At 72.0% G+C, this 22,155-nt stretch carries 26 protein-coding genes; 17 read left to right on the forward strand and 9 right to left on the reverse strand.

The window, feature by feature from the left end; all coding sequences use genetic code 11:
• Position 1: 1 nt before the first annotated feature.
• Complete coding sequence (locus tag EJV46_RS13900; RefSeq protein ID WP_131549233.1) at positions 2–973, reverse strand: tripartite tricarboxylate transporter substrate binding protein; 972 nt, start codon at positions 971–973, stop codon at positions 2–4.
• A 250-nt stretch (positions 974–1,223) separates the two neighbouring features.
• Here EJV46_RS13900 and EJV46_RS22860 point away from each other — a divergent pair, with 250 nt between their 5' ends.
• The 6 genes from EJV46_RS22860 to EJV46_RS23475 all read left to right on the forward strand — a co-directional run bounded on the left by EJV46_RS22860 (position 1,224) and on the right by EJV46_RS23475 (position 6,827).
• Complete coding sequence (locus EJV46_RS22860) at positions 1,224–1,790, forward strand: hypothetical protein (protein ID WP_165585534.1); 567 nt, start codon at positions 1,224–1,226, stop codon at positions 1,788–1,790.
• A gap of 35 nt (positions 1,791–1,825) precedes the next feature.
• Positions 1,826–2,932, forward strand: a complete 1,107-nt coding sequence (locus tag EJV46_RS13910) for an HlyD family secretion protein (protein WP_206020809.1) — start codon at positions 1,826–1,828, stop codon at positions 2,930–2,932.
• Positions 2,922–3,971: a DUF2955 domain-containing protein gene (locus tag EJV46_RS13915; RefSeq protein WP_131549234.1), complete on the forward strand. Its 1,050-nt coding sequence runs from the start codon at positions 2,922–2,924 to the stop codon at positions 3,969–3,971. Before EJV46_RS13910 ends, EJV46_RS13915 begins: the two co-directional genes overlap by 11 nt.
• Positions 3,958–4,494: a transporter suffix domain-containing protein gene (locus tag EJV46_RS13920; protein WP_131549235.1), complete on the forward strand. Its 537-nt coding sequence runs from the start codon at positions 3,958–3,960 to the stop codon at positions 4,492–4,494. The genes EJV46_RS13915 and EJV46_RS13920 overlap by 14 nt, the downstream gene beginning before the upstream one ends.
• A gap of 200 nt (positions 4,495–4,694) precedes the next feature.
• Positions 4,695–5,726, forward strand: a complete 1,032-nt coding sequence (locus EJV46_RS13925) for a MoxR family ATPase (RefSeq protein WP_131549236.1) — start codon at positions 4,695–4,697, stop codon at positions 5,724–5,726.
• A 174-nt stretch (positions 5,727–5,900) separates the two neighbouring features.
• The gene (locus tag EJV46_RS23475) at positions 5,901–6,827 is read left to right on the forward strand and encodes an AraC family transcriptional regulator (RefSeq protein ID WP_131549237.1); all 927 of its coding nucleotides are present in this window, start codon (positions 5,901–5,903) and stop codon (positions 6,825–6,827) included.
• A 58-nt stretch (positions 6,828–6,885) separates the two neighbouring features.
• Here the strand turns inward: EJV46_RS23475 and EJV46_RS13935 are convergent, their stop codons facing one another.
• On the reverse strand, positions 6,886–7,881 hold the full coding sequence (locus EJV46_RS13935) for a tripartite tricarboxylate transporter substrate binding protein (RefSeq protein ID WP_131549238.1): 996 nt from the start codon (positions 7,879–7,881) through the stop codon (positions 6,886–6,888).
• A 531-nt stretch (positions 7,882–8,412) separates the two neighbouring features.
• On the opposite strand from EJV46_RS13935, the gene EJV46_RS13940 reads away from it, so the two are divergent.
• From EJV46_RS13940 to EJV46_RS13955, 4 genes are all read left to right on the forward strand, one after another.
• Positions 8,413–8,970, forward strand: a complete 558-nt coding sequence (locus EJV46_RS13940) for a hypothetical protein (RefSeq protein ID WP_131549239.1) — start codon at positions 8,413–8,415, stop codon at positions 8,968–8,970.
• Between the two features lie 95 nt (positions 8,971–9,065).
• Positions 9,066–9,566: a hypothetical protein gene (locus EJV46_RS13945; protein ID WP_131549240.1), complete on the forward strand. Its 501-nt coding sequence runs from the start codon at positions 9,066–9,068 to the stop codon at positions 9,564–9,566.
• A gap of 160 nt (positions 9,567–9,726) precedes the next feature.
• Positions 9,727–10,926, forward strand: coding sequence for a patatin-like phospholipase family protein (locus EJV46_RS13950; protein WP_131549241.1), 1,200 nt, complete (start codon positions 9,727–9,729; stop codon positions 10,924–10,926).
• 98 nt (positions 10,927–11,024) lie between these two features.
• Positions 11,025–11,438, forward strand: a complete 414-nt coding sequence (locus EJV46_RS13955) for a hypothetical protein (RefSeq protein WP_131549242.1) — start codon at positions 11,025–11,027, stop codon at positions 11,436–11,438.
• A 32-nt stretch (positions 11,439–11,470) separates the two neighbouring features.
• On the opposite strand, the gene EJV46_RS13960 is transcribed toward EJV46_RS13955, so the two are convergent.
• From EJV46_RS13960 to EJV46_RS22865, 3 genes are all read right to left on the reverse strand, one after another.
• Positions 11,471–11,896: a hypothetical protein gene (locus EJV46_RS13960; RefSeq protein WP_131549243.1), complete on the reverse strand. Its 426-nt coding sequence runs from the start codon at positions 11,894–11,896 to the stop codon at positions 11,471–11,473.
• Between the two features lie 100 nt (positions 11,897–11,996).
• Positions 11,997–12,266 carry a DUF1971 domain-containing protein gene (locus tag EJV46_RS13965; RefSeq protein ID WP_131549244.1) on the reverse strand — a complete coding sequence of 90 codons (270 nt, stop codon included), beginning with the start codon at positions 12,264–12,266 and terminating at the stop codon, positions 11,997–11,999.
• A gap of 12 nt (positions 12,267–12,278) precedes the next feature.
• Positions 12,279–12,431, reverse strand: coding sequence for a hypothetical protein (locus EJV46_RS22865; protein ID WP_165585535.1), 153 nt, complete (start codon positions 12,429–12,431; stop codon positions 12,279–12,281).
• A gap of 82 nt (positions 12,432–12,513) precedes the next feature.
• Between EJV46_RS22865 and EJV46_RS13970 the strand changes: the two genes are divergently transcribed.
• A complete protein-coding gene (locus EJV46_RS13970; protein WP_131549245.1) occupies positions 12,514–12,945 on the forward strand; it encodes an Rrf2 family transcriptional regulator in 432 nt (143 codons plus the stop codon).
• A 272-nt stretch (positions 12,946–13,217) separates the two neighbouring features.
• Here EJV46_RS13970 and EJV46_RS13975 read toward each other — a convergent pair whose 3' ends face one another.
• From EJV46_RS13975 to EJV46_RS13985, 3 genes are all read right to left on the reverse strand, one after another.
• Entirely contained in the window at positions 13,218–13,418 is a 201-nt protein-coding gene (locus EJV46_RS13975) for a hypothetical protein (protein WP_131549246.1), read from the reverse strand.
• Positions 13,419–13,788: 370 nt separating this feature from the next.
• The gene (locus tag EJV46_RS13980) at positions 13,789–14,547 is read right to left on the reverse strand and encodes a DUF3750 domain-containing protein (RefSeq protein WP_206020810.1); all 759 of its coding nucleotides are present in this window, start codon (positions 14,545–14,547) and stop codon (positions 13,789–13,791) included.
• The gene (locus EJV46_RS13985; RefSeq protein ID WP_165585536.1) at positions 14,544–15,245 is read right to left on the reverse strand and encodes a GntR family transcriptional regulator; all 702 of its coding nucleotides are present in this window, start codon (positions 15,243–15,245) and stop codon (positions 14,544–14,546) included. Before EJV46_RS13985 ends, EJV46_RS13980 begins: the two co-directional genes overlap by 4 nt.
• Positions 15,246–15,338: 93 nt before the next feature.
• Between EJV46_RS13985 and EJV46_RS13990 the strand changes: the two genes are divergently transcribed.
• The 6 genes from EJV46_RS13990 to EJV46_RS14015 are packed head-to-tail and all read left to right on the forward strand — an operon-like array spanning position 15,339 to position 21,831.
• Positions 15,339–17,063, forward strand: a complete 1,725-nt coding sequence (locus EJV46_RS13990) for an acetolactate synthase catalytic subunit (protein ID WP_131549248.1) — start codon at positions 15,339–15,341, stop codon at positions 17,061–17,063.
• Between the two features lie 2 nt (positions 17,064–17,065).
• A complete protein-coding gene (locus tag EJV46_RS13995) occupies positions 17,066–18,097 on the forward strand; it encodes a zinc-binding dehydrogenase (protein ID WP_131549249.1) in 1,032 nt (343 codons plus the stop codon).
• Positions 18,094–18,855: an SDR family NAD(P)-dependent oxidoreductase gene (locus EJV46_RS14000; protein ID WP_131549250.1), complete on the forward strand. Its 762-nt coding sequence runs from the start codon at positions 18,094–18,096 to the stop codon at positions 18,853–18,855. The genes EJV46_RS13995 and EJV46_RS14000 overlap by 4 nt, the downstream gene beginning before the upstream one ends.
• 35 nt (positions 18,856–18,890) lie before the next feature.
• Positions 18,891–19,850 carry a tripartite tricarboxylate transporter substrate binding protein gene (locus tag EJV46_RS14005; protein WP_131549251.1) on the forward strand — a complete coding sequence of 320 codons (960 nt, stop codon included), beginning with the start codon at positions 18,891–18,893 and terminating at the stop codon, positions 19,848–19,850.
• 4 nt (positions 19,851–19,854) lie between these two features.
• Positions 19,855–20,337: a tripartite tricarboxylate transporter TctB family protein gene (locus EJV46_RS14010; protein WP_131549252.1), complete on the forward strand. Its 483-nt coding sequence runs from the start codon at positions 19,855–19,857 to the stop codon at positions 20,335–20,337.
• Between the two features lie 3 nt (positions 20,338–20,340).
• The gene (locus tag EJV46_RS14015) at positions 20,341–21,831 is read left to right on the forward strand and encodes a tripartite tricarboxylate transporter permease (RefSeq protein WP_131549253.1); all 1,491 of its coding nucleotides are present in this window, start codon (positions 20,341–20,343) and stop codon (positions 21,829–21,831) included.
• Between the two features lie 66 nt (positions 21,832–21,897).
• On the opposite strand, the gene EJV46_RS14020 is transcribed toward EJV46_RS14015, so the two are convergent.
• Complete coding sequence (locus EJV46_RS14020) at positions 21,898–22,116, reverse strand: hypothetical protein (RefSeq protein ID WP_131549254.1); 219 nt, start codon at positions 22,114–22,116, stop codon at positions 21,898–21,900.
• Positions 22,117–22,155: the final 39 nt, after the last annotated feature.

The following is a 22,155-nucleotide window of genomic DNA, read 5'->3' on the forward strand; positions in this document are numbered from 1 at the left end:
CCTATCCGTCGGCGCGAATATTGCCTCGCCGGATCACTTCGGCCCAGCGGGCGCGGTCCCTCGCGATGAAGGCCGCGAAGTCCTGCCGGGTGCCGCCCCGGGGCGCGACGCCCTGGGCGGCGAGCTTCTCGACGAAGCCCGGGCGGGCGAGGAGCTGGTTCACCTCGCGATTCAGCCGGTCCACGATGGGAAGCGGGGTCGCGGCCGGCGCCAGGAGGCCGTACCAGCCGAGCGCCTCATAGCCGGTCACGCCGCTCTCCGCGATGGTCGGCACGTCGGGGAGGGCCGGGTCGCGCTGGGCGGAGGTCACCGCGATCGCCCGCACGCGGCCGTCGCGGATATGGGGCAGGGCGGTCGGCGTGGTGTCGAACATCATGTCCAGGCGGCCGCCCACCGTGTCCACCATGGCGGGGCCCGTGCCGCGATAGGGGATATGGACGATGTCGACCTCGGCCTGCTGCTTCAGCAGCTCCATGAACAGGTGCTGCGCGGAGCCGATGCCGCTCGAGCCGTAGCTCATCTTCCCCGGCTCGGCCCGTGCCAGGCGGAGCACGTCGCCCAGCGTCCGGGCCTGCAGCGCGGGATGGACCACCAGCACCGACGCGACGGCGGCCACGGAGGCGACGGGAATCAGGTCCCGCTCCGGATCGTAGGGCAGGCGGATCAGCGAGGGGTTGATCGCGTTCGGCCCGGTGCTGCCCATGACGAGCGTGTACCCGTCCGCCGGGCTCCGCACCGCCGCCTCGGTGCCCACGCTGCCGCCGGCGCCGGTGCGGTTCTCCACCACCACCGACTGGCGCAGCGTGGTGGTCAGCTCCTCGGCGAGGATGCGGGCGAGAAGGTCGGCCGCTCCGCCGGGCGGAAAGGGCGAGATCAGCCTGATGCTGCGGGCCGGCCATTCCGGGCCTTGCGCATGGGCCTTGGCCATCACCAGCGTGCCGGCCAGGGCGGGAAGGATACGTCTCGTGGGCATCTGGTTGCGCCTGCTGAATTTCGCGGAACCTACAATCCCTTTCGCCACGGCCTGTCAATCGCGGAGAGGTTCCTGGCGCCGCCGGGCACGCAACCCCGCGACGCGCGGGCGGGCCGCCGCCTTGCGGGAATCGGATAGCGTCCGTGGAACCCGTTCCCCTTGACTGGGCCGACCAGGGGCAGCCGCGCGAAGGTGCCCGGCACGCCCCGGAAGAGCTCGATCCGAGCCGATGGCAGAGCGGGAGATTCGCATGCGCCTGAACCTGTTCGAGATGCTGGCCGTCATGGCCTTCGCCACGCCCGCGCTCGCGCAGGTTCCGGACGGCGCTTCGGTCGCCCGGACCACGAGCGTCCGCGCGACCGTGGAATCGGTGGACCAGAGGACGCGCCAGATCGTGCTGAGCGACGCGGAGGGCGGCATCGAGACCGTCGTGGCCCATCCCAGCATCCGGCGACTTGCCGAGATTCGGCCCGGCGACGCCGTGGTCGTCGAATACGGCGAGGCACTGGCCGTATCGCTGGCCAATCCCGCGGATGGGGCGCCAGCGATGGGCGAGGGGGTGGCCGCCGCCCGCGCGCAGCCGCGCCTGCCCCCGGGCGGCGCGGTCGCCGGCGGCATCCGGGCCCGGGTCGTGATCGGCGCCGTGGATGCCCGGACCGGCACGGTGACCTTCACCGGGCCGAAGGGCGTGCAGCGCCGCGTGCGGCCTCAACGGCCCGAGATGGTGGATTTCGCCCGCGGCCTCCGGCCGGGGCAGCAGGTGGATATCGTCTACGGCGAGGCGATCGCCATGCGCGTGGAGCCGATGCGCCGGTAGCGGGACGGGCGGAGCCGGTCGGGATCGAGGCGACCATGGCGGAAGCGGCCGGAACGAACGGGGCGGTCGCGGCCAGGCCCGCGCGGCGACGCCTGTCCGCGCGCGGCCTGGCCCTTCTGGTGCTGATGGCGCTGGTCGTCTTCTTCGCCGTGACGATCGCCATGGAGCGGCGCACGCCCTCGACGGCTCAGGCGCGGGTCCAGGCCTACGTCATCTCGATGGCGCCGGAGGTGCCGGGCCGCGTCGCCGAGGTCGCCGCCGCGGACAATTCCCTCGTCGCCGCCGGCCGGCTGTTGTTCCGCATCGACGCCCGGCCCTACGAGATCGCCGTCGAGCAGGCGGAAGCCCGGCTGGCCGGCGTTGGCCAGTCGTTGGGCGCCAGCGTCTCCTCCATCGATGCCGCCCAGGCCCGGGTGGTGGACGCGCTCGCCAATCGCGACAACATCCGTCAGCAGGCGGGCCGGGTCATGCAGCTGGTCCAGCGCGGCGTCTACCCGCAGGCGCGCTACGACGAGGCGCGCGCGGGGCTCGACCGCAGCGAGGCGGCCGTGGCCGCCGCGGAGGCCGAGCTGGAAAGGGCGCGGCGGGAGCTGGGCTCGGCCGAGGCGGACAATCCGCAGATGCGCGAGGCGCTGGCCGCCCTGGAACGCGCCCGTCTCGACCTCTCGCGCACCCGGGTCCTCGCGCCGGCCGACGGCGTGGTGACGAACCTGCAGCTCGCGCCGGGGCAATATGTCGCCGCCGGCCATGCGGCGCTGACCTTCCTGGACGCCGGAACGATATGGCTCAATGCAGAATTCAAGGAGAACAGCCTGGAGTATCTGCGCGCCGGCAACCGGGCCGAGGTGGTCTTCGACACCTTTCCGGGCCGCGTCTTCCCGATGCGGGTCGAGAGCGTCGGCTGGGGCGTCGCCTCGGGCGCCGCGCCCGCGGCCGGCCTGCCCACGGTCCGCAACGACACCGGTTGGGTGCGCGAGGCGCAGCGGTTTCCGGTGCGGCTGGTCTTCGCCGGCGAGAGGCCGCGCGGCATCCGGCACGGCTCCCAGGCGCATGTCGTCGTCTATGCCCGCGACAATCCGGTGGTGAACGCGCTGGGGAGGCTCTGGATCCGGCTCGTCGCGGTGCTGACCTATGTCAGCTAGCGCCGCCGCCGGCCTGGACCAAGGCGAGGCCGGCCGACGGCAGGCGCTGCGCATCGGCCTCGCCGTCGCCTTCGGCATGACCGCCGCCGTCCTGTCCGGATCGCCGCTGCCCTTCCTGGCGCCGGTCTTCGCCGCGCAGTTCCTGGCCACGAGCCGCGCTCCGCTGGGCCTGGGGCAGGCGGCGATCACCACGGCCTTCATCGCCGCGACGGGCCAGGCGCTGTCGCTGCTCGCCGGCCTGACGGGCGGCAATCCCGGCCTCTTCGTGCTGCTGCTCTGGCTGGTCTACCTGGGCTGCTTCACGGCGCAGGCCCGCGGCAAGGGCGGGCCGCTGCCGATGCTGCTGCTGACCATCGGCGTGATCGTGCCCCTGGCGGACATGCTGCACGGCGACCTCGACCGCTCGATGATCGCCATGCTCGCCGTCGCCGTCGCGGCCGGCGCCGCGCTCTCCTGGGCGGCCCACGCCGTCCTGCCCGATCCCGGCGGCCCGGCCCCGGCGCCGCCCGCCATCCCGGCCGATCCCGGCCTGGGGCGGCCCGCCGTGAGCGCGGCCATCCTCGCCGGCGCCGTGGTGCTCTGCCTCGTGGAGCCGCGGCTGCACTCGGCCATCGTGCTGCCGGTGACGGTGGCCACCATCCTCGCCCGGCTGGAATTCGCGCGCAGCCTGGAGACGGCGATGGGCCTCGTTCTCGTGAACATCGCCGGCGGCGTCGCGGCGTCCTGCGCCTTTGCCGTCATCGAGCTGCGGCCGGACGTGCCGGTCCTCTTCCTGACCCTGCTCGGCGCGGGGCTGCTCTTCGGCCATGGGGCGGCGCAGCCCGGGAAGGGCGCCGTGTATGCCGGCTCGCTCGCCATCTTCCTGATCCTGCTCGGGCTCGGCCTCTCGCCCCTGCCGGGCAGCACGGCGGACTCCTTCGCGAGCCGGATCGCCTATGTCACCGCCGGCGCGATCGGCACGCTCTGGGCCTGCGCGCTGCTCTGGCCCCGGCCCGCCCTGTCCTCTCACGCGAAGGAGACGCCCCATGGCCAGCCTTGAGACCGCCGCATCCGACGCCCCGGGGCCCGCCTCCGCGGGATGGCGTTTCAAGCTCGGCATCGCGCTCTTCGCGATCGCCTTCCTGATATGGCTGGCGATCCCGCTGGCCGCTGCGCTGGGCGTCTCCGCCAGCCGGATCGCCGGGCTGACGGGCACCATCTTCGTCGCCAACAAGCTGATGCTCCTCGCCGTCATCGCCATCCTCGGCAAGTCGGGCTTCCAGCAGCTGAAGGGGATGGTCTTCGGCCGCGTCGCGAAGCTGGCGCCGGATGCCGTGGTGGGGGCGACCCGCTACAGGATCGGGCTGGTGATGTTCTGCCTGCCGATCCTCACCGCCTGGCTGGAGCCCTATCTGGACACGATCTGGCCGGGGCTGCGGCCCAATCTCTGGCAGGCCCAGCTGCTGGGCGACTTCATGTTCGTCGCAAGCTTCTTCGTCCTCGGCGGCAATTTCTGGGGCAAGGTCCGCGCGCTCTTCGTGCGGACGGCGGTCGTCGTGGATCGGGCCGGGGAGGTGGGCTGAGGCGCCGGGCGCGTCTGGCGGAAATCGGATAGCCGCCGGCCCCCCGGGCCCCCGAAGATGTTCCTCGCCCGCCGGTTCGCCCAGCAACCGATGGCACCCGGGAGGATTTCGGTGGATTCCTTCGCGGCTCCACGCCTCGAGACGGCTCGCCGGCAGGGAGGGGGCGACGGGGCCATGCCGCCGGCGCGAAGCGGGCCCGCATGACGCCGAAGCCGGCGAACCGCTCCGGGGAGCCTCCTGCCGCCCGGCCTGGTCCCGTGCTGGCGCCCTGGCCCGCGATGATCGCGCTGCGGGCCCATCTGAACAGGCGCGTCGTCGCGCAGGGGCACGTCGTCCAGGCCCTCGTCATCGCCCTGCTGGCCGACGGCCACGTGCTGCTCGAAGGCCCGCCCGGACTGGCCAAGACGCGCGTCGCGACCACGCTCGCCCAGGCGATCGAGGCCGCCTTCCAGCGCATCGCCTTCAGCCCGGGCCTGCGGATCGCCGATCTCATCGGAACCTTCGAGGAGGGCGAAGCGCCGGGCGGCCCGCCCCATGTCCCCGGCCCCGTCTTCGCCAACATCCTCCTGGCCGAGGACATCGACCAGGCCTCGCCGGAGACGCGCCTGGCGCTGCTCGACGCCATGTCGGAGCGCTACGTCGCGGGGAGGGGCAGCGCGACCGACCTGCCCGTCATCTTCTTCGTCTGCGCGACCCATGCCCTTCCCGTCCATCATCGCGGAAAGCAGGCGCTCACGCCCGCGGAGCGGGATCGCTTCCTGATGCACCTGCGCATGGCCTATCCCGACGAGGCGGCCGAGCGTCGCATCCTCGACATGGCGCGGCGGGAGAGCGCCCCGGCGGATCGGCCCGGGCCCGCGCCTGCGGTGCCCATGCCGCTCGCGGTGGTGCTGGCGGCGCGGGAGATGGTGCGCGACGTCAGGCTCGGCCCCAAGATGCAGCGCCACATCACGTCGCTCGTCGCGGCGACCCGGGGCGGGCCGCCGCAGCCGAACGACGTCCGGCGCTGGCTCGCCGCCGGTGCCGGGCCGCGCGCGAGCATCGCCCTGGAGCGCTGCGCGCGCGCGCATGCCTGGCTGGCGGGGCGGCGGCAGGTCACGGACCGCGACGTGACGGCGGTGGCGCGCATCGTCCTGCGGCACCGGATCCAGCTCTCGGAAGCGGCGGAGGAAGCGGGCGTCACGGCGGATGCCGTCATCGACCAGCTTCTCGGGCGTCCCGCGGAGGCGTGAGGCTCGACCGCGGCGCGCGCGAAAGGGGAAGGCAAGCATTACAGCGCATGGAAAACAGCTTCCTTCCGTCAGTGGGACGGTATCTATTCGGCGCAACCAGGGAGGGGCGGTGCCACGGAAGCGGCATTCCACGACGGTGTCTCCGTCGTCAGGACGTTCGGCGATTTCGATGCCATGGCGGCCGCCCTTCCCGCCTGGGAGCTCGAATTCGCGCGCTTCGACGGGGGCGGCTTCTCCGCCCGCATCGAGATGGCGATGACCGCCCGGATGCAGATCGCGCGGCTGACGACGGATTCCGCGCTGCTTGCCGCCGGCAGCTCGCCGGCCGGAGCCTCGGGCGCCGCGCTGATCATGTCCGCGCCGCAGGGGGTCCGCTCGCGCGGCCGGGCGCTGGACGTGGCCACGACGGCGCCTGCGCGCCTGCAGCGAGGCGAGGTCCATTTCGTGACGGCCGGCGCCGTGGACCTGATGGTGGTTGCGGCCGACCAGACCCTCTTCGAGCGCCATCTTCACGGCCGCTTCGACCGGGATGCCCGCTCGCTCGGCGCCGACTGGCTTCTCCGCGCTCCGCCCGGGACCGCCGATTGCGCGGAGCGCGGCCATGCCATCGCCGCCCTGCTGTCGGTGCTTTCGAACCGCGCCGCCCATTCGGCCGAGGCGCGCCATCGGCTGCAGGAATGCGTGATGCAGATCCTGTTCGAAGGGCTCGAGACCGATGCCGCGTCGCTGCGCGCGGTGCCGCTGCCGGTGCGGCGGCGGGTGGCCCGCGCGGCGGAGGAGGTGCTCCGCGCGCGGATCGACGATCCGCCGTCGCTGCGGGAATTGTGCGAGCTGGTCGGCGTGCCCGAGCGCACCTTGCACCACGCCTTCCAGGAGGCGTTCGGCATGGCGCCGAAGGCCTACCTGCGGGCGCTCCGGCTCTGCGCCGCGCATCGCCGGCTGCGCGCCGGAAAGGGCCCGGTGACGGAGGTGGCCGCCGATCTCGGCCTGTTCCATTTCGGCCGCTTTTCCCTGGAGTACCGCGCGATGTTCGGGGAGCCGCCATCGGAGACGCTGCGGCGCGCGCGGGTCCCGTCGAGGCTCCCCCGGATCGTCTGCTAGATGTTTAGTCCCGCGCGATTCGGATTTCCGGCGCCTTCGCGCCCTCGGTCGTCACGCTTCAGCCGGGTGGAGGGAGGCGGCCGAGCCGCGTCAGGACGTCCCGCTCCTGCTCGAACAGGCGGGCCGCTTCCCGGGCGTAGTCCTCGCTTCCGAGATAGTTCACGGGCATGTCGAAGCGCTCGAGCACGCGCTGGACCGACGGATCGAAGAGAGCCTCCCGGAAGGCGTCGTGCAGCTTGCGGGTGATGGCCGGCTCCATGCCGCGCGGACCCGCGATGCCCGCGGCGGAATCGGCCGGCCATGTGATCCCGAACTCCCGAAGGGTCGGGACCTCGGGAAAGCGGGGCACCCTTTCGGCGGAGTAGACGACGAGCAGGCGCAGCCGGCCCGCCTCGACATGGGGCATCCAGCTGCTGGTCTCGGCGATGGCGTCGATCTGGCCTCCGAGCAGCGCCTGCAGCGATTCCGTGCCTCCGCGGAACGGCACGGCGTTCCATTCGATGCCCTCCCGTCGCGCGATGATCTCAAGCGGAAGCTCGGTCGTGTTCACCCCGGGAAAGCCGTAGGCGATCCGGCCGGGATGGCCGCGGGCATGTTCGAGGAACTCTGGAAAGCTCCGCCAGGGCGATTCCGCGCGGACGACGAGGCCCATCAGCAGGCCGGTCAGCTGGATCACCCAGGTGAAGTCGGTGCGGGGGTCGAAGCCGGCCTGCGACGGCATGAGCAGCGGCAGGCGGAAGACGGTCACCGGCATCACCGCAAGCGTCTGGCCGTCGGGGCGGGCGTCGCGCACCGCGCGCGCGGCCAGGGTCGCCCCCGCTCCCGGCCTGTGCTCCACGACGACCGGCTGACCCAGGCTGTGCGAGGCGATCGCAGCGAGCGCGCGGATCGCGGCATCGCCCGGGCCGCCCGGCGGCGCGGGCAGCAGGAGCCGGACCGGCCGGTCGGGAAAGCGGGGCTGGGCCCGGGCCGCGGAACCCGGACCGGACGCGGCCATGCCCGCGGCGGCGGCTAGGCGCGCGAGCCCGCGCCTGCTCTGGTCCGTTCCCTTCATGCGACGCTTCCTCGTGGCGCGCCACCCTAGCCTCGGCACCGGTGAGGGCGTGGCAATTTCGCGGGACATGCGGAAAAATGCGAAGGCCTGCCGATCGTTCGTCGCGAGCCGACCGCGTCTGCGGGAACCGGATAGCGCCCAGGCCTGCCGCTCTTATCGTTCCAAGCGGATCGGACGCCCCGGCTGGCGTCGGCGACCGAAGGGAGCTGCGCGATCCCGGCCCGGAGAGGGGAGGCGGCGCGCCTGCCCATCCGGCGGCGCATTCGGAGGTCTGACCGGCCTCCCCGGCCCCCATGCGCGGGCGCGTCACATGCGGGGCGCCGCGGCAGCCGGGCCCTTCGGCCGCGGAACGAGGGTAGCGTGATCACGCCCGGCGCGAGGCCCGCCACGGCACTGCCTCCACCGATGGCGGGAAACGGATAGCACCGCCCCCGCCCGCGGGCTGCATTGCAAGGGGGCAAGCGATGATGGGGACGCCCAGGGGCACCACCGCTGCGCACGCCGGATCGACAAGGGTCAAGGAGGAACAGGATGAAACGCCGAACCGTGCTTCTGGGCAGCTTTTCAGCGCTGGTTGCGTGCCGGTCTGTGGACGCGGAGCAGACGACCACGATCAACGCCGTCGTCGAGACGGTGGATCCCCGGTCGCGCGAAATCCTGCTTCGCGGCGGCGGCGGCGCTCAGTCCGGGGCGCTGCTCAGCATGGTCGCCAGCCAGAGGGTGCAACGGCTCGGCGAGATCCGGCCCGGCGATCGCGTGAGGGTGCGGTACTTCCAGGCGCTCGCGGCGCAGGCGGTCACGCCCTTGTCGCGCTCCAGCCTGCCCTTCGAAGGGGTGACGGTCGACCGTCGGGAAACGGCGGAACGCCCGGGCGGCGAGATCACGCGGGTCAGGCGCGGACGGGTCACCATCACCGCCGTCGATGCGGCGACCGGCTCGGTCAGCTTCCTCGGGCCGAACAACGTGCCGCGCACGGTCGTCGCCCGGAACGCGGAGGTCCAGGCTTTCATCCGGCGGCTGCGCGTCGGAGATCAGGTGGACCTCGTCTACGAGGAGGCGCTGGCGATTTCGGTCGAGCCGATGAGCTAGGCGGCGCCGTCCGGCCCTCATGAACCATCACGGGATGGCATGTTTCTCCTGCGGCAGGCCACCCCCTCGACGATCGCGGGTGAGGAGTTCCTGGAATGTATAAAGCCAATCGAATTCTCGCCTTGGGCGCGGTCCTCGGTCTGGCCGCCTGCGGGACGGGGGCGCCGCCTGAGCCGATGTTTCCGCTCGTCGATGCGACGGGCATGACCGTCGCCATGGTTCGTGAATCGGTGGTTCGCAACACCCCGCCGGGCACGGCGCTCCGTGCGAACATCAATGGCCAGGACCAGCTCGTGACGCTCGGACCGCGCGTCAACGCGGGCGTCACGGCCGGCCGCGCGGTCATCGTCGGCACGGATGAAGGCCGCCCCGTCGTCGAGCGCGTCGGGCCTGCCGCCGGCGACATGTCGCCGGTTGGCACGCCCGTGATCACCGGCACGGGGGCGGATGGGCGTCCGATCATCACCTACGTGCAGCCTGGGCAGCAGGCGCCGGCCGGCGTCGTCGCCGGGCGCCCGGGGACGCGCCGGATCGCGCCGGTCCAGCCCGGCACGCTGGCGCCGGGCGTGGCGCCGGTCGTTCAGCCGGCCCGCTAGTCGGATCGGGGCAGGGTGGCCACGAGGTCACCTGCCCCCTCGCGCGGCGGAAGTGCCTGTTCTGGCCTCCCGACGTCCCGGAGCGACAAGCTCCGGCCCCGGCGGTGCCTCGCTGCGAGAGGGACGACCTTTCGCGGCAACGACTCTCGAGAGGATAATCATGGTCAACACCCGTTCGCGCCGGGGCGTGCTTGCGCTGGCCGCGGCCAGCCTCGGCGCCTGCACCCTTCCGGTCCGGGAGCCGGCGGTGCCCCGCGGGCTGACCATGCGCGCCTCCGTTCTCGGCCTTCCCAACGAGCGATTTCTCATCGGCGAGGGCTACGCCGCGATCACGCGGGAATATCTCGCCGCGGGCGAGCGGCGGCGCGCCTTCCTGGGCCTCCGCCCGGGCGCCGTCCTGCCGCCCATGGACATGCTGGCCATTTCCGGCGGCGGCGAGGACGGGGCCTTCGGCGCGGGCCTGCTGAACGGCTGGAGCGTCGAGGGCTCGCGCCCCATCTTCAATCTCGTCACCGGCGTCAGCACGGGTGCGCTCACCGCGCCCTTCGCCTTCATCGGAACCTCCGCGGATGCCGCGCTGAAGCGCGTCTACACCGGGATCACCCTGGCCGACGTCGCCATCGCGCGCGGGTACATGGCCGCCCTCTTCGACGATGCGATGGCCGATACCTCGCCGCTTTTCGCCACCATCACGCGCCAGCTCGACGACGCGATGCTGGCCGCGATCGCGCAGGGCTACCGCGAGGGGCGCCTGCTGCTCATCGGCACCACCAACCTCGACACGCAGCTGCCCGTGGTCTGGAACATCGGGGCCATCGCCAATAGCGGGGACCCGCGCGCGCCGCAGCTCATCCGGCGCATCATGCTGGCCTCGGCGGCCATTCCGGGCGCCTTCCCGCCGGTCCTCTTCGACGTGGAGGCGGACGGGCGGAAGTACCAGGAGCTGCATGTGGACGGCGGCGCCGTGGCGCAGGCCTTCCTCTATCCGACGGCCGTCGCCGAGCAGCGGCGTGCGAACCTGCGGGCGCGGCGCCCGGTGCCGACCATCCGAGCCTGGCTGATCCGCAACGCCCGGATGGACGCCAACTGGGCCTCGACGAACCGCCGGACGCTGAGCATCGCCCAGCGTGCCGTCGCCACGATGACGGCCATGAGCGGCTACAACGACGCGGTGCGCGTCTGGCTGAACGCGGAGCGGGACGGGGTCGAATTCCGGATGGCCTATATCGGCTCGGACTTCGGGGTCACCTACGACAGGCCCTTCGACCAGACCTACATGACGCCGCTGTTCAACTACGGCTTCGAGAAGGCCCGCGCGGGATATCCCTGGCTGCGGCAGCCTCCTTTCACATCCGGCTGAGCCTGGCCGCCGAGCGGCCCTCGGCGCCAGGTCGCCTCGTTTCCCTGCGGGGGCGCCTCCCGCAGCGGGATCAACCCCTTGCACGATGGGACACTGCCATGCACCGGATCACTTCGATGGCCGTCGGCGCCGTCGCTCTCAGCTGCGGGATCGCCGCGGCGCAGCCGGCCTTCTACCCCGCGAGGGGGCAATCCCCGGAGAGGCAGAACCAGGATCGCGCGGCCTGCGAGTCCTGGGCCCGGCAACAGGTCGGCCCGGCGCCCGCGGCCTCCAGCCCGGCGCGGGCCGGGGGCCGGGTGCGCGGCGCGGCCGCCGGCGCCACGGCGGCGGCGATCACCGGCAACGATGCCGGGCGCGGCGCCGCGGCCGGCGCGGTGGGGGGAGCAGCCGCCCAGCGCGGGGCGAGACGCCAGGACCGGCGGCACGCCGCGGCCACGCAGCAGCAACATGGCGCGTCCTTCGGCAGGGCCGTGGCGGCCTGCATGCAGGGACGCGGATACACGGGCGGCTGATCGGCCGCCGGGGCTGAGAGGCCGGTCGCGCCTCAGGCGCCGGCGATCTCCCGGATCATCGTGATCGTCCATTGCGAGTTGCCGCGGCCATGGGCCGAGACGCCGGCGCCGCCGCGAGGCGTCACGATGCCCTGGAGGGTGGAGGGGCCGGCGTAATTCAGCTCGACGGGATTGTTCTGCGACGTGAAAAAGCGGGCCGTACTCCCGCTCAGGCGGATGTCCACCTCGGTCGCGCCCCATCGTCCGGTGGCCCTGGTTCCCGCGTCGTTGACCGAGGTGACCTGCAGGACCACCGGCGTTCCCATCGGCATCAGGGGCCCCCGCCAGGTTCCGACGAGCCAATGGGGGCCGCCTTGCGCCGGCGAAGGCGCCGCCTGCGTGACGGGCCGGACATCCTGCTGGCAAGCCGCCAGGCCCATCATCGAGGCGGCGATCAGGAGCGTGCTTCTGCGGTTCAAAGGATGCCCTCCCTGTTGATTGCATGCCAGCAAATCAATTCGGCGCGGGCCGGGCGATTGGGAGAACTACGTGTGCGGATTCCTTTACACACCGGGCGTGCTAGTCGCCCGGCGGCTCGTCGTAGAAATCGACGCGCATTCGCATGGCACCGACAGGTTCGACGAAATGCAGCCGCCCGGGCGCCAAGGGCCCCGCGACATCGGGATTCAGGAGGACCGTCGAGAGGGGCTCGAGATAGGTGAGCTTCACCTGCCCCTCGAGCACGCGGATCATTCCCCAGGTCCCCGCTTTGGTGCTGTGCCGCGTCCGGAGGGCGGCGGGTAAGGTCGTCTCGTCGAAAACCGGCGTGGAGCGATAGGGCGTCGTCATGGTCCGGCCATCCTAGATGAACGGAAGGACCGACAAGACGACCACCAGGTTCCAGAACAGCATGTTCACCAGGGTCCGTATCATCGTGCGGCTGTCGACATCGCCCACATGCAGCGCGTCGCTGGCGAGGTTGCCGGGGAGCAGGAAGAGTTCCTTCGGATTCATGGGGTGCCTCATAAGGTGCATCACGAAAGCATCTTATAAGTGCCGCGCTTGAAAAGCAATACCGCTATTGCATCTTATCCGCATGCGCCTCACCACCTTCACGGACTTTTCCCTTCGCATGCTGATCCACATCGCGCTCAAGCCGCAGGGCCGAGCGACGATCGCTGAGGTGGCGCAGGCTTATGGCATCTCCGAGAACCACCTGATGAAGGTGGCGCAGCTGCTCGGCCAGGAAGGCTACGTGATCACGATGCGCGGGCGTGGCGGCGGCTTGGTCCTGGCACGGCCGGCGGCGCATATCACGGTGGGACAGGTGGTGCGGCGCCTCGAGCCGGACTTCGACCTGGTGCCTTGTTTCGCGGGGGGATGCTGCGTCATCCTGCCCGCCTGCCGTCTCAAACAGGCACTGCACGCGGCGCGCGAGGCATTCCTTGCGGTGCTGGATGCCACGACGCTCGAGGAGATAGCCCGGCCCGAGGCGGAGCTGCGCGGGCTGCTAGGGATCGCCACCTGATTTGTCATCGCCGCCGCCGTGTGAGGAGTGCCCGGCACCGTCCACCAGAAGCACGGCGTGCAGCGGCGCGTCACCATCCACCAGAAGCACGGCGTGCAGCGGCGCGTCACCATCCACCCGGCGGGCGCCGGGTTGGTTGCGTGGCGAAAGTGGGCAGCAACGCCGACCACCGCCCGTCACTCAGCCAAAAGCCCTGCTCCATGATCCACATCTCCTCCAAGACGTGAATCACAGCGCGGCGCGTTGACGCCCGTTCTGATTGGGGCTGGAGCCTAGGGGGACTTGCCGCTCCTGATCTCCGCCTGGATCTCCTGGACGCGGAGGACTTCCGCATCGATCACCGTCTGCAGGGTCGCGAGCAGATGGACACGCCCTTGCTCCCCGGCGACGCGCAGCCCGTCGCGCGCGGCGGCCAGCCGCTCTTCGGCCTCCGCCAGTCGGCGCCGCGCCGGGGTGAATGAGCCTTCCGCCATGCGCTTCTGACGCCCGAGCGGCCGGATGGTTTCAGTTCGGCCCAGCACGGCCGCCCCCGGGCCTCGATTGTCGAGGCAGCCGCAACTGGTAGGTCGCCATGTCGGCGGGCCGGGATCTCGCCGAGCCGGGGAAGGGCGGGACGGATGGACGTGGAACTGGCCCGCGGCCCGGTCGCGGCCCCGATCGTGGCGAGCAGCCCGCTGGTCACGCCCCTGGTGATTCGGGCGCTGCCGGGGTGCCGGGCCATGTCGGCCTCTCGCCATCCTCGCGCGGCGCTGTCGGTGCTGGGATCGCGCTGCTGCTGGCGATCTGATCGCGGAGCCTCGATCCCGCGGAAGCGGCCTTCCCAGCGGCGCCTATGGTCGCCGATCATCGGCCGCTGTCGGTGACCGGGACGCCGAGGCGCCCGATCCCGGGGAGCTTCAGGGCCGGCCGGCGGATGTCGAGACCCGCCACGGCGCCGAGGATGCTGATCTCGATGCCGTCCACCCAGCCGACGGTCACGCCGGCATAGCCGCCCAGGGTCAGGCGAAGGCCCGTGCCCGAATGGGTCGGCCGGAGCCAGCGGCCGTCATGGGGATAGTCCTTGCCGATGGCCGTGGGGGGCAGGACCGCGTGGACTTCGGGGACCGCATCCAGCACGGCGGCGACGAAGGTGTTGGAGTTCGGCCCGGGCCAGGCCCGGTAGTCGCCCCGGCTGCGCCAGGCATAGCCGTCGATGGCCGCCTGCATGCGCGGGATCAGGGCTTGCGCCGCATCGCCGTCGGCGGCGTAGACCACCACGGGATCCCGCCCGAACCATCGCCCGTCCGCCTCGAACCCGTTGACGCGGACCGGATCGCCCCAGGCCGTGTAGTCGTAGCGGGTGTAGGTCCCGGCATTCTCGGCCTTGACCACGATCCAGGAGTGCACCGCGACGATACCCCGCCAGCGAACCGTGGGCGCGGCGAAGATCCGCACCACGGCCGCGGGATGCTCGGAGGGCCGCGGCAGATGGGCGATGCTGGACCGGTCGGCGTTGAACCAGTCGGCGCCTATCCCATGCCGCTGATGGAGGAGGGCGGCGACGGCGACCGGCAGGAGGTAGAGGAGGGCGAAGAGCCAGAGAGCGGACTTGGCGAGGCTCACCGGGACGGAGCCGGCTCCGGCCGAGGGCCGCGCGCCAGCAGCGGCGACAGCACCCGGGCATGCTCGCACAGATCCCGCCGCACCGCCGCACGCGCCGCCTCCGCGTCGCGCGCGCCGAGCGCCGCCAGCAGTGCGTCGTGCGGATGGCCCTGCGGCGAGAGCTCGCGCGGCCCCGCGAAGAGCAGGTTGATCGTCGGCCCCACCTGCACCCAGAGGCTCTCCACCACCCTTCGAAGGACGGGCAGCCGCGCCACGGCGATGACGCCGAAGTGAAAGCGCTCGTTCTCCTGCAGCACCACGTGCCGGTCCATCGCGCGGCGGCCGGCGAGCAGCCGCGCCTGGATCTCCGCCAGCGCGGCGATCTCGGCCGGCGTGGCCAGCATGGCCGCGCGCGCGGCCGCCCGGCCTTCCAGCTCGATGCGCAGATCCATGATCTCGTCGTAGCGCGCGACCTCGAGCCGGGGCACCCAGGCGATGCCGCGGGCGTCGAGCTCCAGCGCCCCTTCGGAGACCAGCCGCAGCAGGGCCTCGCGCACCGGGGTGGGGCTGACGCCGAGCTCGGCGGCGAGCAGGCGGTGGACGAGCTTCTGGCCCGGCACGAGCCGTCCGCCGACCAGCGCGCTGCGCAACTGCTGATAGACCTTGCCCGCGAGGCTGTCCGCGCGGTCGACGGGGTGGAGGGCGGGTTCTAGATCCATTCGCCGGGGAACCATCCGCCGATGGGGTTGACCCGTCAAGCGACATGAGATTTGCTATTGCAAACAGCAAATAGCTCCCTGAGGAACCGCTTGATGCCAGATCACGGCCCGGCCGCCGCCAATACGAATGTCGCACTGCGTCTCGCGGAAGCCTTCGCGCGCCATGGCGTGACGGTGACATTCGGCCAGAGCCTGCCCTCGGCCTTCCATCTCGCCGCGCCGCATGTCGGCATCGAGCAGAAGGTCTACCGGCAGGAGAACATGGGCGGCACCATGGCCGACGGCTATGCGCGCATCTCGCGCAAGGTCGGAGTGGTCACCGCGCAGAACGGCCCCGCCGCGACCCTGCTGGTGCCGCCGCTCGCCGAGGCGATGAAGGCCAGCGTGCCGGTCATCGCGCTGGTGCAGGAAGTGACGCGCGACGCCGCCGACAAGAACGCCTTCCAGGAGCTGGACCACGTCGCGCTCTTCGCCGCCGTCTCCAAGTTCACGCGCCGGATCGACCGGGCGGACCGGCTGGAGGACTATGTGGACATGGCCTTCGCGGCCGCGACCTCGGGCCGCCCCGGCCCGGCCGTGCTGCTGCTGCCCGCCGACCTGCTGACGGAGAAGGCGGGGCCGATGTCCCGCCGCAAGGCCAATCTCGGCACCTTCCCGCTCGACCGCACCACGGCCGACCCCACGCGCATCGCCGAGGCCGCCGCGCTGCTGGCGGCCGCCAAGGCGCCGCTGATCATCGCGGGCGGCGGCGTGCATCTCTCGGATGCGGCGCAGGAGCTCGCCGCGCTCCAGCAGGACGCGCATCTCCCCGTCGCGACCACCTTCATGGGCAAGGGCAGCGTCGACGAGAACCACCCGCTCTCGCTCGGCGTGGTCGGCAACACCATGGGCCTCGGCGCCCGCACGCGCGACCTGCGCCCGATGGTCGAGAATGCCGACGTCGTGCTGCTGGTCGGCAACCGCACCAACCAGAACGGCACCGATTCCTGGCAGCTCTACCCGCGCGCCGCGACCTTCATCCACATCGATCCCGACGGGATGGAGATCGGCCGCAACTACGAGGCGCTGCGCCTGCTGGGCGACGCCAAGCTCACGCTTGCCGCGCTGCGCGCCGAGATCGTGAAGCTCGACCTCGCCGCCCGCGCCGCTGCGCGGCCGAAGGTGGAGGCGCAGATCGCGAAGGCCGTGGCCGACTGGCGCAAGCTCGTCGCCGGCGTCACCACGCGCGACGGCGGCCCGGTCCGCCCCGAGCGGGTGGTCGCCGAGATCGACAAGCGCCTGCCCGATGACGGCATCGTCTGCGCCGACGCCTCCTACTCGTCCAACTGGATCACCGGCTACATCACGGCCAGGCGCGCCGGCCAGCGCTTCCTGACGCCGCGCGGCCTGGCCGGCCTCGGCTGGGGCGTGCCGCTGGGCATCGGCGCGCAGATCGCCGCGCCGGACAAGCGGGTCGTGGTGGTCTGCGGCGACGGCGGCTTCGGCCATAGCTGGGCCGAGCTCGAGACGCTGCGCCGGCTGCAGACGCCGGTCACGGTCGTGGTGCTGAACAACGGCATCCTGGGCTTCCAGAAGCACGCCGAGGACACGAAGTACGGCGAGCACACGATCGCCTGCGACTTCGCCGAGGTGGACCATGCCGCCATCGCCACGGCCTGCGGCGTGAAGTCGATCCGCGTCGCGAAGGGCGAGGATGTGGGCCCGGCGCTCGACACGGCCTTCGCCTCCGGCGAGCCCTATCTCATCGAGGTGCTCACCGATCCGAATGGCAAGCCGCCGCTGACCTTCTACCACGGGCAGTTCCCGGAGCCTTTCTGAGCATGTTCGCGCTCCAGAAGATGCGGCCGGGCTTCGGCCTCGAAGCCCGCGAGCTGCCCGAGCCGGGCGCCCCCGGGCCGGGCGAGGTGACCGTGCGCATCGAGGCCGTGGGCATCTGCGGCAGCGACGTGCACGCCTTTGAATGGTCGGACGGCTACGGCCATCTGGAGCCCTACCTGCCCGTGACCATGGGCCATGAATTCGCCGGCCACGTCGCCGCGGCCGGCGAGAACACCGGCATCGCGGCGGGCACGCGCGTGGCGGTGCATCCGGGCATGCCCTGCGGCGGCTGCGACGCCTGCCGGCGCGGCGACGTGCGCGCCTGCACGCGCCGCCGCTCGATGGGACTCACCTGCGAGGGCGCCTTCACGCAGCTGCTGAACGTGCCCATTGCCAATGTCGTGGCGCTGCCCGATGCGGTGGATGCCGAGCTCGGCGCGCTGGTCGAGCCGCTGGCCGTCGCCGCCGACGCGGTGCTGGTGGGCGAGGTGTCGCTGGGCGACACCGTCCTCGTCCTGGGGCCGGGCACGATCGGCCAGGGCCTGGCGCTCATGGCCCGCGCGGCCGGGGCGGGGCGCGTCATCATCGTCGGCCGCGGCGACGGCCCGCGCTTCGAGGTGCTGAACGCGCTCGGCTTCGCCGATGTCGTGGATGTCGCCGAGGGCCCGATGGCCGGGCAGGTCCTGAAGCTCACCGGCGGCACTCCGGTCGACGTGGTGCTGGAGGCCACCGGCCATCCGCCCTCCATCACCGAGGCCCTGCCGCTGCTGAAGCGCGACGGCATCCTGGTCGCGGCCGGCATCCATGACGGGCCGCTGACGCTGCCGCTCACCGTCTTCGTGCGGAACCGCCATCAGCTTCGCGCCTCGCATGGCTCGAAGCGCGGCACCTGGGACCGGGTGATCGCCCTGCTGGGCCGCGACCCGGAATCCTTCCGCCCGATGATCACCCACCGCCTGCCGCTGGAGCGCGGGCTGGAGGGCTTCGAACTCGCGCGCCAGCGCGCCGCCAGCAAGGTGATCCTCCTGCCATGAACGCCAATTCGGATCGCGTCGCCCTCGTTACCGGCGCGGCGCGGGGCCTCGGCGCCGCCATCGCCCGCCGCCTCGCCGCGGCGGGCCATCCGGTCGTGCTGGCCGATGTGCTGGAGGGCGTGGAGGCCACCGCCGCGGCCGTCGTCGCGGAAGGCCATCAGGCCCGCGCGATCCGCCTCGACGTGGCGGAGGAGGCGGCCATCGCCGCGCTTCCCGACGTGCTCGGGGACTGGTGGCCGAAGCTCGGCGTGCTGGTGAACAATGCCGGCATCTCGCCCAAGGTCGACGGCCGCAAGCGCATGGTCGAGGACATTCCGCTCGCCGAGTGGAACCGCGTGATGGCGGTGAACCTGACCGGCCCCTTCCTGCTCTCCCGCGCCGCCATCCCCGTGCTGAAGGCGCGCCGCTGGGGCCGGATCGTGATGATGACGAGCCAGGCGGCGCATGTGCCCAGCACCATCACCGGCTCCTATTACGGCGCCTCCAAGGCCGGGCTGATGGGCTTCGCCCGCAACCTCGCGGCCGAGCTCGGCGCCTTCGGCATCACCGTGAACAGCGTCGCCCCGGGCCGCATCATGAGCGACATGGTCGCGGGCGCCGCGCCCGGCATGAACGACGCCTTCCTCGCGCGCATCCCCCTGGGCCGCCTGGGCGAGCCGGAGGAGGTGGCCGAGACCGTCCATTTCCTCGCCTCGGACGCGGCGGCCTATCTCACCGGCACCACCATCGACGTGGGCGGCGGCAGCTACATGCCGTGACTCCCGGCCAGTCGTCACATACGGAGGAAAACAAAATGCAACGCCGCACACTCATCGCCCAGGGTCTCGCCACGGGCGCCGCCGCCCTCGTCGCGCCGTCCATCGCCAGGGCCGCCTGGCCCGAGCGCGAGATCACCATCATCGTCCAGTACGGCCCGGGCGGCTCGACCGACGTCTCCACCCGCGCCATCGCCGCCGAGGCGGAGAAGATCCTGGGCGTGCCCGTGCAGATCGTGAACCGGCCCGGCGGCCAGGGCACCGTCGGCGTGCAGACCGTGGCGGCCGCGCGGCCGGACGGCTACACGATCGGCACGACGGGCCTCGCCGGCCTCGCGATCGCGCCGCATATGCTCGACGTCACCTACAAGTCGGACGACTTCACCTTCCTGCCCTCCTTCGCGCGCTACCTCTACGGCATCGCCGTCCGCGCGGAATCGCCGCACCGGACCATCATGGACCTGGTGAACGCGGCCAAGGCGCGCCGCACCACCTTCGGCGCCACGGGCGCGCCGAACAACATCGGCATGTTCGACATCGCGCGCGTCACCGGCACGCGGTTCCAGTTCATCCCCTTCGGATCGGGCGCGGAGGCCGTCACGGCGACGCTCGGCGGCCATGTGGACGCGGTGATCCAGAACCCGCCGGAGATGCTGCCGGCGCTCGAATCCGGCCGCCTGCGCCTGCTCGCCTCCGCCAGCGACATCCGCTGGAAGGAATATCCGGACGTGCCGACGCTGCGCGAGCAGGGCGTCGACGTCACGGTGGATTCCATGATCGGCATCATCGGCCCCAAGGGCATTCCGCAGGACCGCGCGGAGCTGCTGTCGCGCGCCTTCCTGGAAGCCGCGCGGAAGCCGGCCCTGGCGGAGATCCTCGGCCGCTTCGGCATGGTGACCTCGATCATGCAGCCCGCGGAGTTCGAGAGCACCATCCGCGCCGCCTTCGACCGCTTCGGCCCGCAGCTGCGCGAGGCCGGACTGGCCCGGCGCCGGTGACCGCATGACGCGGACGGCGCGCTACGTCGCCCTCGGCGGCGTCCTCTTCGCCATCTTCGGATGGCGGGAGGCGTCGAAGCTCGACGCCTGGGGCTGGGACGGCCCGGGGCCCGGGCTGATGCCGCAGGTGCTCTCGGTGCTCATCGGCGTCGTGGCGCTGGCCGTGCTGGCCTGGCCGGGCGATCCCGAGGTGGAGCCCGAGGGCGGCGCGCGTCCCTTCGCGAACGGCACCTTCCTCGCCTATGGCGGGGCGATGCTCGGCGTCGCGATCGCCCTGCCTTACCTGGGCTTCGTCCTGCCCATGATCGTCGCGACCGTGGCGATGCTGCGCTTCGGCGAGCGGACCTCCTGGGGCCACGCCGCCTTCTACGGCGTGGTGCTGACGGCCGGCATCGTCCTCGTCTTCGGGACGGCGCTCGGCGTGCCCTTCCCGGGCGGCATTGCGGAGCGCGCGCTCTACTCCCTCGGCCTGCTGCGGAGCGCCTGAGCCATGTTCGACGGCCTGATGCACGGCTTCGCCGTGCTGTCCTCCTGGCAGAACCTGTCCCTCTGCCTGCTGGGCGCCTTCCTCGGCACCGTCGTCGGCGTGCTGCCCGGCCTCGGTCCGGCGACGACCATCGCGCTGCTCCTGCCGATCACGCTGAAGCTCGACCCGACGGGCGCTATCATCCTGCTGGCCGGCATCTATTACGGCGTCGCCTATGGCGGCACGCTGACCTCGGTGCTGATGCGCATCCCCGGCGAGGCCTCCTCGGTCGTCACCTGCATCGACGGCTACGAGATGGCGAGGAAGGGCCGCGCCGGCGCCGCGCTGGGCGTCGCCGCCATCGGCTCCTTCTTCGCGAGCACGGTCGGCATCCTCGGCGTCATGATCCTCTCGCCGCCGCTGGCCGAGCTGGTCATCGCCTTCGGCCCCTGGGAATACGCCACGCTCATGCTGGCGGGCCTGTCGCTCATCGCCTTCTTCGCGGCCTCCGGCCTCGCCAAGGCCGGCCTGATGGCGCTGCTCGGCCTCGCGCTGGGCGCGATCGGGCTCGACCCGATCTCGGGCACGGCGCGCTTCACCTTCGGCGTGCCGGAGCTGGTGGACGGCATCAACATCACGCCGCTCGCGCTCGGCCTCTTCGGCCTCTCGGAGCTGCTCTACCTCGCGCTGATGCCCAAGACCAAGGCCGAGGTCCTGCGTCCGCCCTCCTCGCTGCTGGGCTTCCTGCCGAACAGGGAGGAGGCGCGCCGCTCGGTGGCGCCCGTCATGCGCGGCTCGGTGCTGGGCTTCCTGGTCGGGCTGCTGCCGGGCGGCGGCGCGGTGCTTGCCTCCTTCCTCTCCTACGCGATCGAAAAGCGGCTCTCCAAGCATCCGGAGCAGTTCGGCAAGGGCGCGATCGAGGGCGTGGCGGGACCGGAAGCCGCCAACAACAGCGGCACGGCCGGCGCCTTCATCCCGCTGCTGACGCTGGGCATCCCCTCCAATGCGGTGACGGCGCTGCTGCTGGGCGCGCTGCTCATCCACGGCGTCCAGCCGGGGCCGATGATCCTGGAGCGGCAGCCCGAGATCTACTGGGGCGTCATCGCCTCCATGTATCTTGGCAACTTCATCCTGCTGGTCCTGAACCTGCCGCTGGTGGGCTTCTTCGTCCGCGCGCTGGACATTCCGCGCCGCTACATGTCGCCGGCGATCCTGGCGATCTGCGTCATCGGCGTGTTCAGCACCAATCTCGCGGACTTCGACGTGCTGCTGGCGGTGGGCTTCGGCCTGCTGGGCTTCGTGCTGCGGCGGGGTGGCTTCGACCTCGGGCCGCTGATCCTGGCCTATGTGCTGGGGCCGACCTTCGAGCGTTCGCTGCGGCAGGGGCTGCTGATCTCGGACGGCGACCTCTCGATCCTCCTGGAGCGGCCGATCGCCCTCGGCTTCCTCCTGGCGGCGGCCGCGACGCTCCTGGCGGCGGTGTTCCTGCGGAACCGGGCGCGCGTCGCCGATTGAGGCGAGCCCGGGGGCAGGGCCTGGGGCCGGCCCCCAAGGTTCACGCGCCGACGGAGGGCCTCGCCCTCAATACGCTTCGAGGAAGCGTGTGTTGCTGCGGCCCTCGTCGAACTCCGCATCGGCCACCTCGGCGGGGTCCTCGTCCTTCAGGGCGGGATAGGCGCCGCGCGCGCTTTCCTGGGCGAACCGCCGCGCCTCCGGGAGGGCCTGGCCCGGCTGGGGGGCGAGGCGGTGCAGCTCCATCATGCGGTCGACGTATCTCGTGATCCACTCGCGTTCGTCCATGGCGGGCGCTCCTCCTCCGGACTCGCACAACGCCCCATC

The sequence above is a fragment of the Roseococcus sp. SYP-B2431 genome (assembly GCF_004336745.1).
GTDB lineage: Bacteria > Pseudomonadota > Alphaproteobacteria > Acetobacterales > Acetobacteraceae > Roseococcus.

What these genes read in the sequence shown, in the direction of transcription:
- EJV46_RS13900 (WP_131549233.1), bottom strand. Translation starts at nt 973, where the DNA reads ATGCCCACGAGACGTATCCTTCCCGCCCTGGCCGGCACGCTGGTGATG.
- EJV46_RS22860 (WP_165585534.1), top strand. Translation starts at nt 1,224, where the DNA reads ATGCGCCTGAACCTGTTCGAGATGCTGGCCGTCATGGCCTTCGCCACG.
- EJV46_RS13910 (WP_206020809.1), top strand. Translation starts at nt 1,826, where the DNA reads ATGGCGGAAGCGGCCGGAACGAACGGGGCGGTCGCGGCCAGGCCCGCG.
- EJV46_RS13915 (WP_131549234.1), top strand. Translation starts at nt 2,922, where the DNA reads ATGTCAGCTAGCGCCGCCGCCGGCCTGGACCAAGGCGAGGCCGGCCGA.
- EJV46_RS13920 (WP_131549235.1), top strand. Translation starts at nt 3,958, where the DNA reads ATGGCCAGCCTTGAGACCGCCGCATCCGACGCCCCGGGGCCCGCCTCC.
- EJV46_RS13925 (WP_131549236.1), top strand. Translation starts at nt 4,695, where the DNA reads ATGACGCCGAAGCCGGCGAACCGCTCCGGGGAGCCTCCTGCCGCCCGG.
- EJV46_RS23475 (WP_131549237.1), top strand. Translation starts at nt 5,901, where the DNA reads ATGGCGGCCGCCCTTCCCGCCTGGGAGCTCGAATTCGCGCGCTTCGAC.
- EJV46_RS13935 (WP_131549238.1), bottom strand. Translation starts at nt 7,881, where the DNA reads ATGAAGGGAACGGACCAGAGCAGGCGCGGGCTCGCGCGCCTAGCCGCC.
- EJV46_RS13940 (WP_131549239.1), top strand. Translation starts at nt 8,413, where the DNA reads ATGAAACGCCGAACCGTGCTTCTGGGCAGCTTTTCAGCGCTGGTTGCG.
- EJV46_RS13945 (WP_131549240.1), top strand. Translation starts at nt 9,066, where the DNA reads ATGTATAAAGCCAATCGAATTCTCGCCTTGGGCGCGGTCCTCGGTCTG.
- EJV46_RS13950 (WP_131549241.1), top strand. Translation starts at nt 9,727, where the DNA reads ATGGTCAACACCCGTTCGCGCCGGGGCGTGCTTGCGCTGGCCGCGGCC.
- EJV46_RS13955 (WP_131549242.1), top strand. Translation starts at nt 11,025, where the DNA reads ATGCACCGGATCACTTCGATGGCCGTCGGCGCCGTCGCTCTCAGCTGC.
- EJV46_RS13965 (WP_131549244.1), bottom strand. Translation starts at nt 12,266, where the DNA reads ATGACGACGCCCTATCGCTCCACGCCGGTTTTCGACGAGACGACCTTA.
- EJV46_RS22865 (WP_165585535.1), bottom strand. Translation starts at nt 12,431, where the DNA reads ATGAATCCGAAGGAACTCTTCCTGCTCCCCGGCAACCTCGCCAGCGAC.
- EJV46_RS13970 (WP_131549245.1), top strand. Translation starts at nt 12,514, where the DNA reads ATGCGCCTCACCACCTTCACGGACTTTTCCCTTCGCATGCTGATCCAC.
- EJV46_RS13975 (WP_131549246.1), bottom strand. Translation starts at nt 13,418, where the DNA reads ATGGCGGAAGGCTCATTCACCCCGGCGCGGCGCCGACTGGCGGAGGCC.
- EJV46_RS13985 (WP_165585536.1), bottom strand. Translation starts at nt 15,245, where the DNA reads ATGGATCTAGAACCCGCCCTCCACCCCGTCGACCGCGCGGACAGCCTC.
- EJV46_RS13990 (WP_131549248.1), top strand. Translation starts at nt 15,339, where the DNA reads ATGCCAGATCACGGCCCGGCCGCCGCCAATACGAATGTCGCACTGCGT.
- EJV46_RS13995 (WP_131549249.1), top strand. Translation starts at nt 17,066, where the DNA reads ATGTTCGCGCTCCAGAAGATGCGGCCGGGCTTCGGCCTCGAAGCCCGC.
- EJV46_RS14000 (WP_131549250.1), top strand. Translation starts at nt 18,094, where the DNA reads ATGAACGCCAATTCGGATCGCGTCGCCCTCGTTACCGGCGCGGCGCGG.
- EJV46_RS14005 (WP_131549251.1), top strand. Translation starts at nt 18,891, where the DNA reads ATGCAACGCCGCACACTCATCGCCCAGGGTCTCGCCACGGGCGCCGCC.
- EJV46_RS14010 (WP_131549252.1), top strand. Translation starts at nt 19,855, where the DNA reads ATGACGCGGACGGCGCGCTACGTCGCCCTCGGCGGCGTCCTCTTCGCC.
- EJV46_RS14015 (WP_131549253.1), top strand. Translation starts at nt 20,341, where the DNA reads ATGTTCGACGGCCTGATGCACGGCTTCGCCGTGCTGTCCTCCTGGCAG.
- EJV46_RS14020 (WP_131549254.1), bottom strand. Translation starts at nt 22,116, where the DNA reads ATGGACGAACGCGAGTGGATCACGAGATACGTCGACCGCATGATGGAG.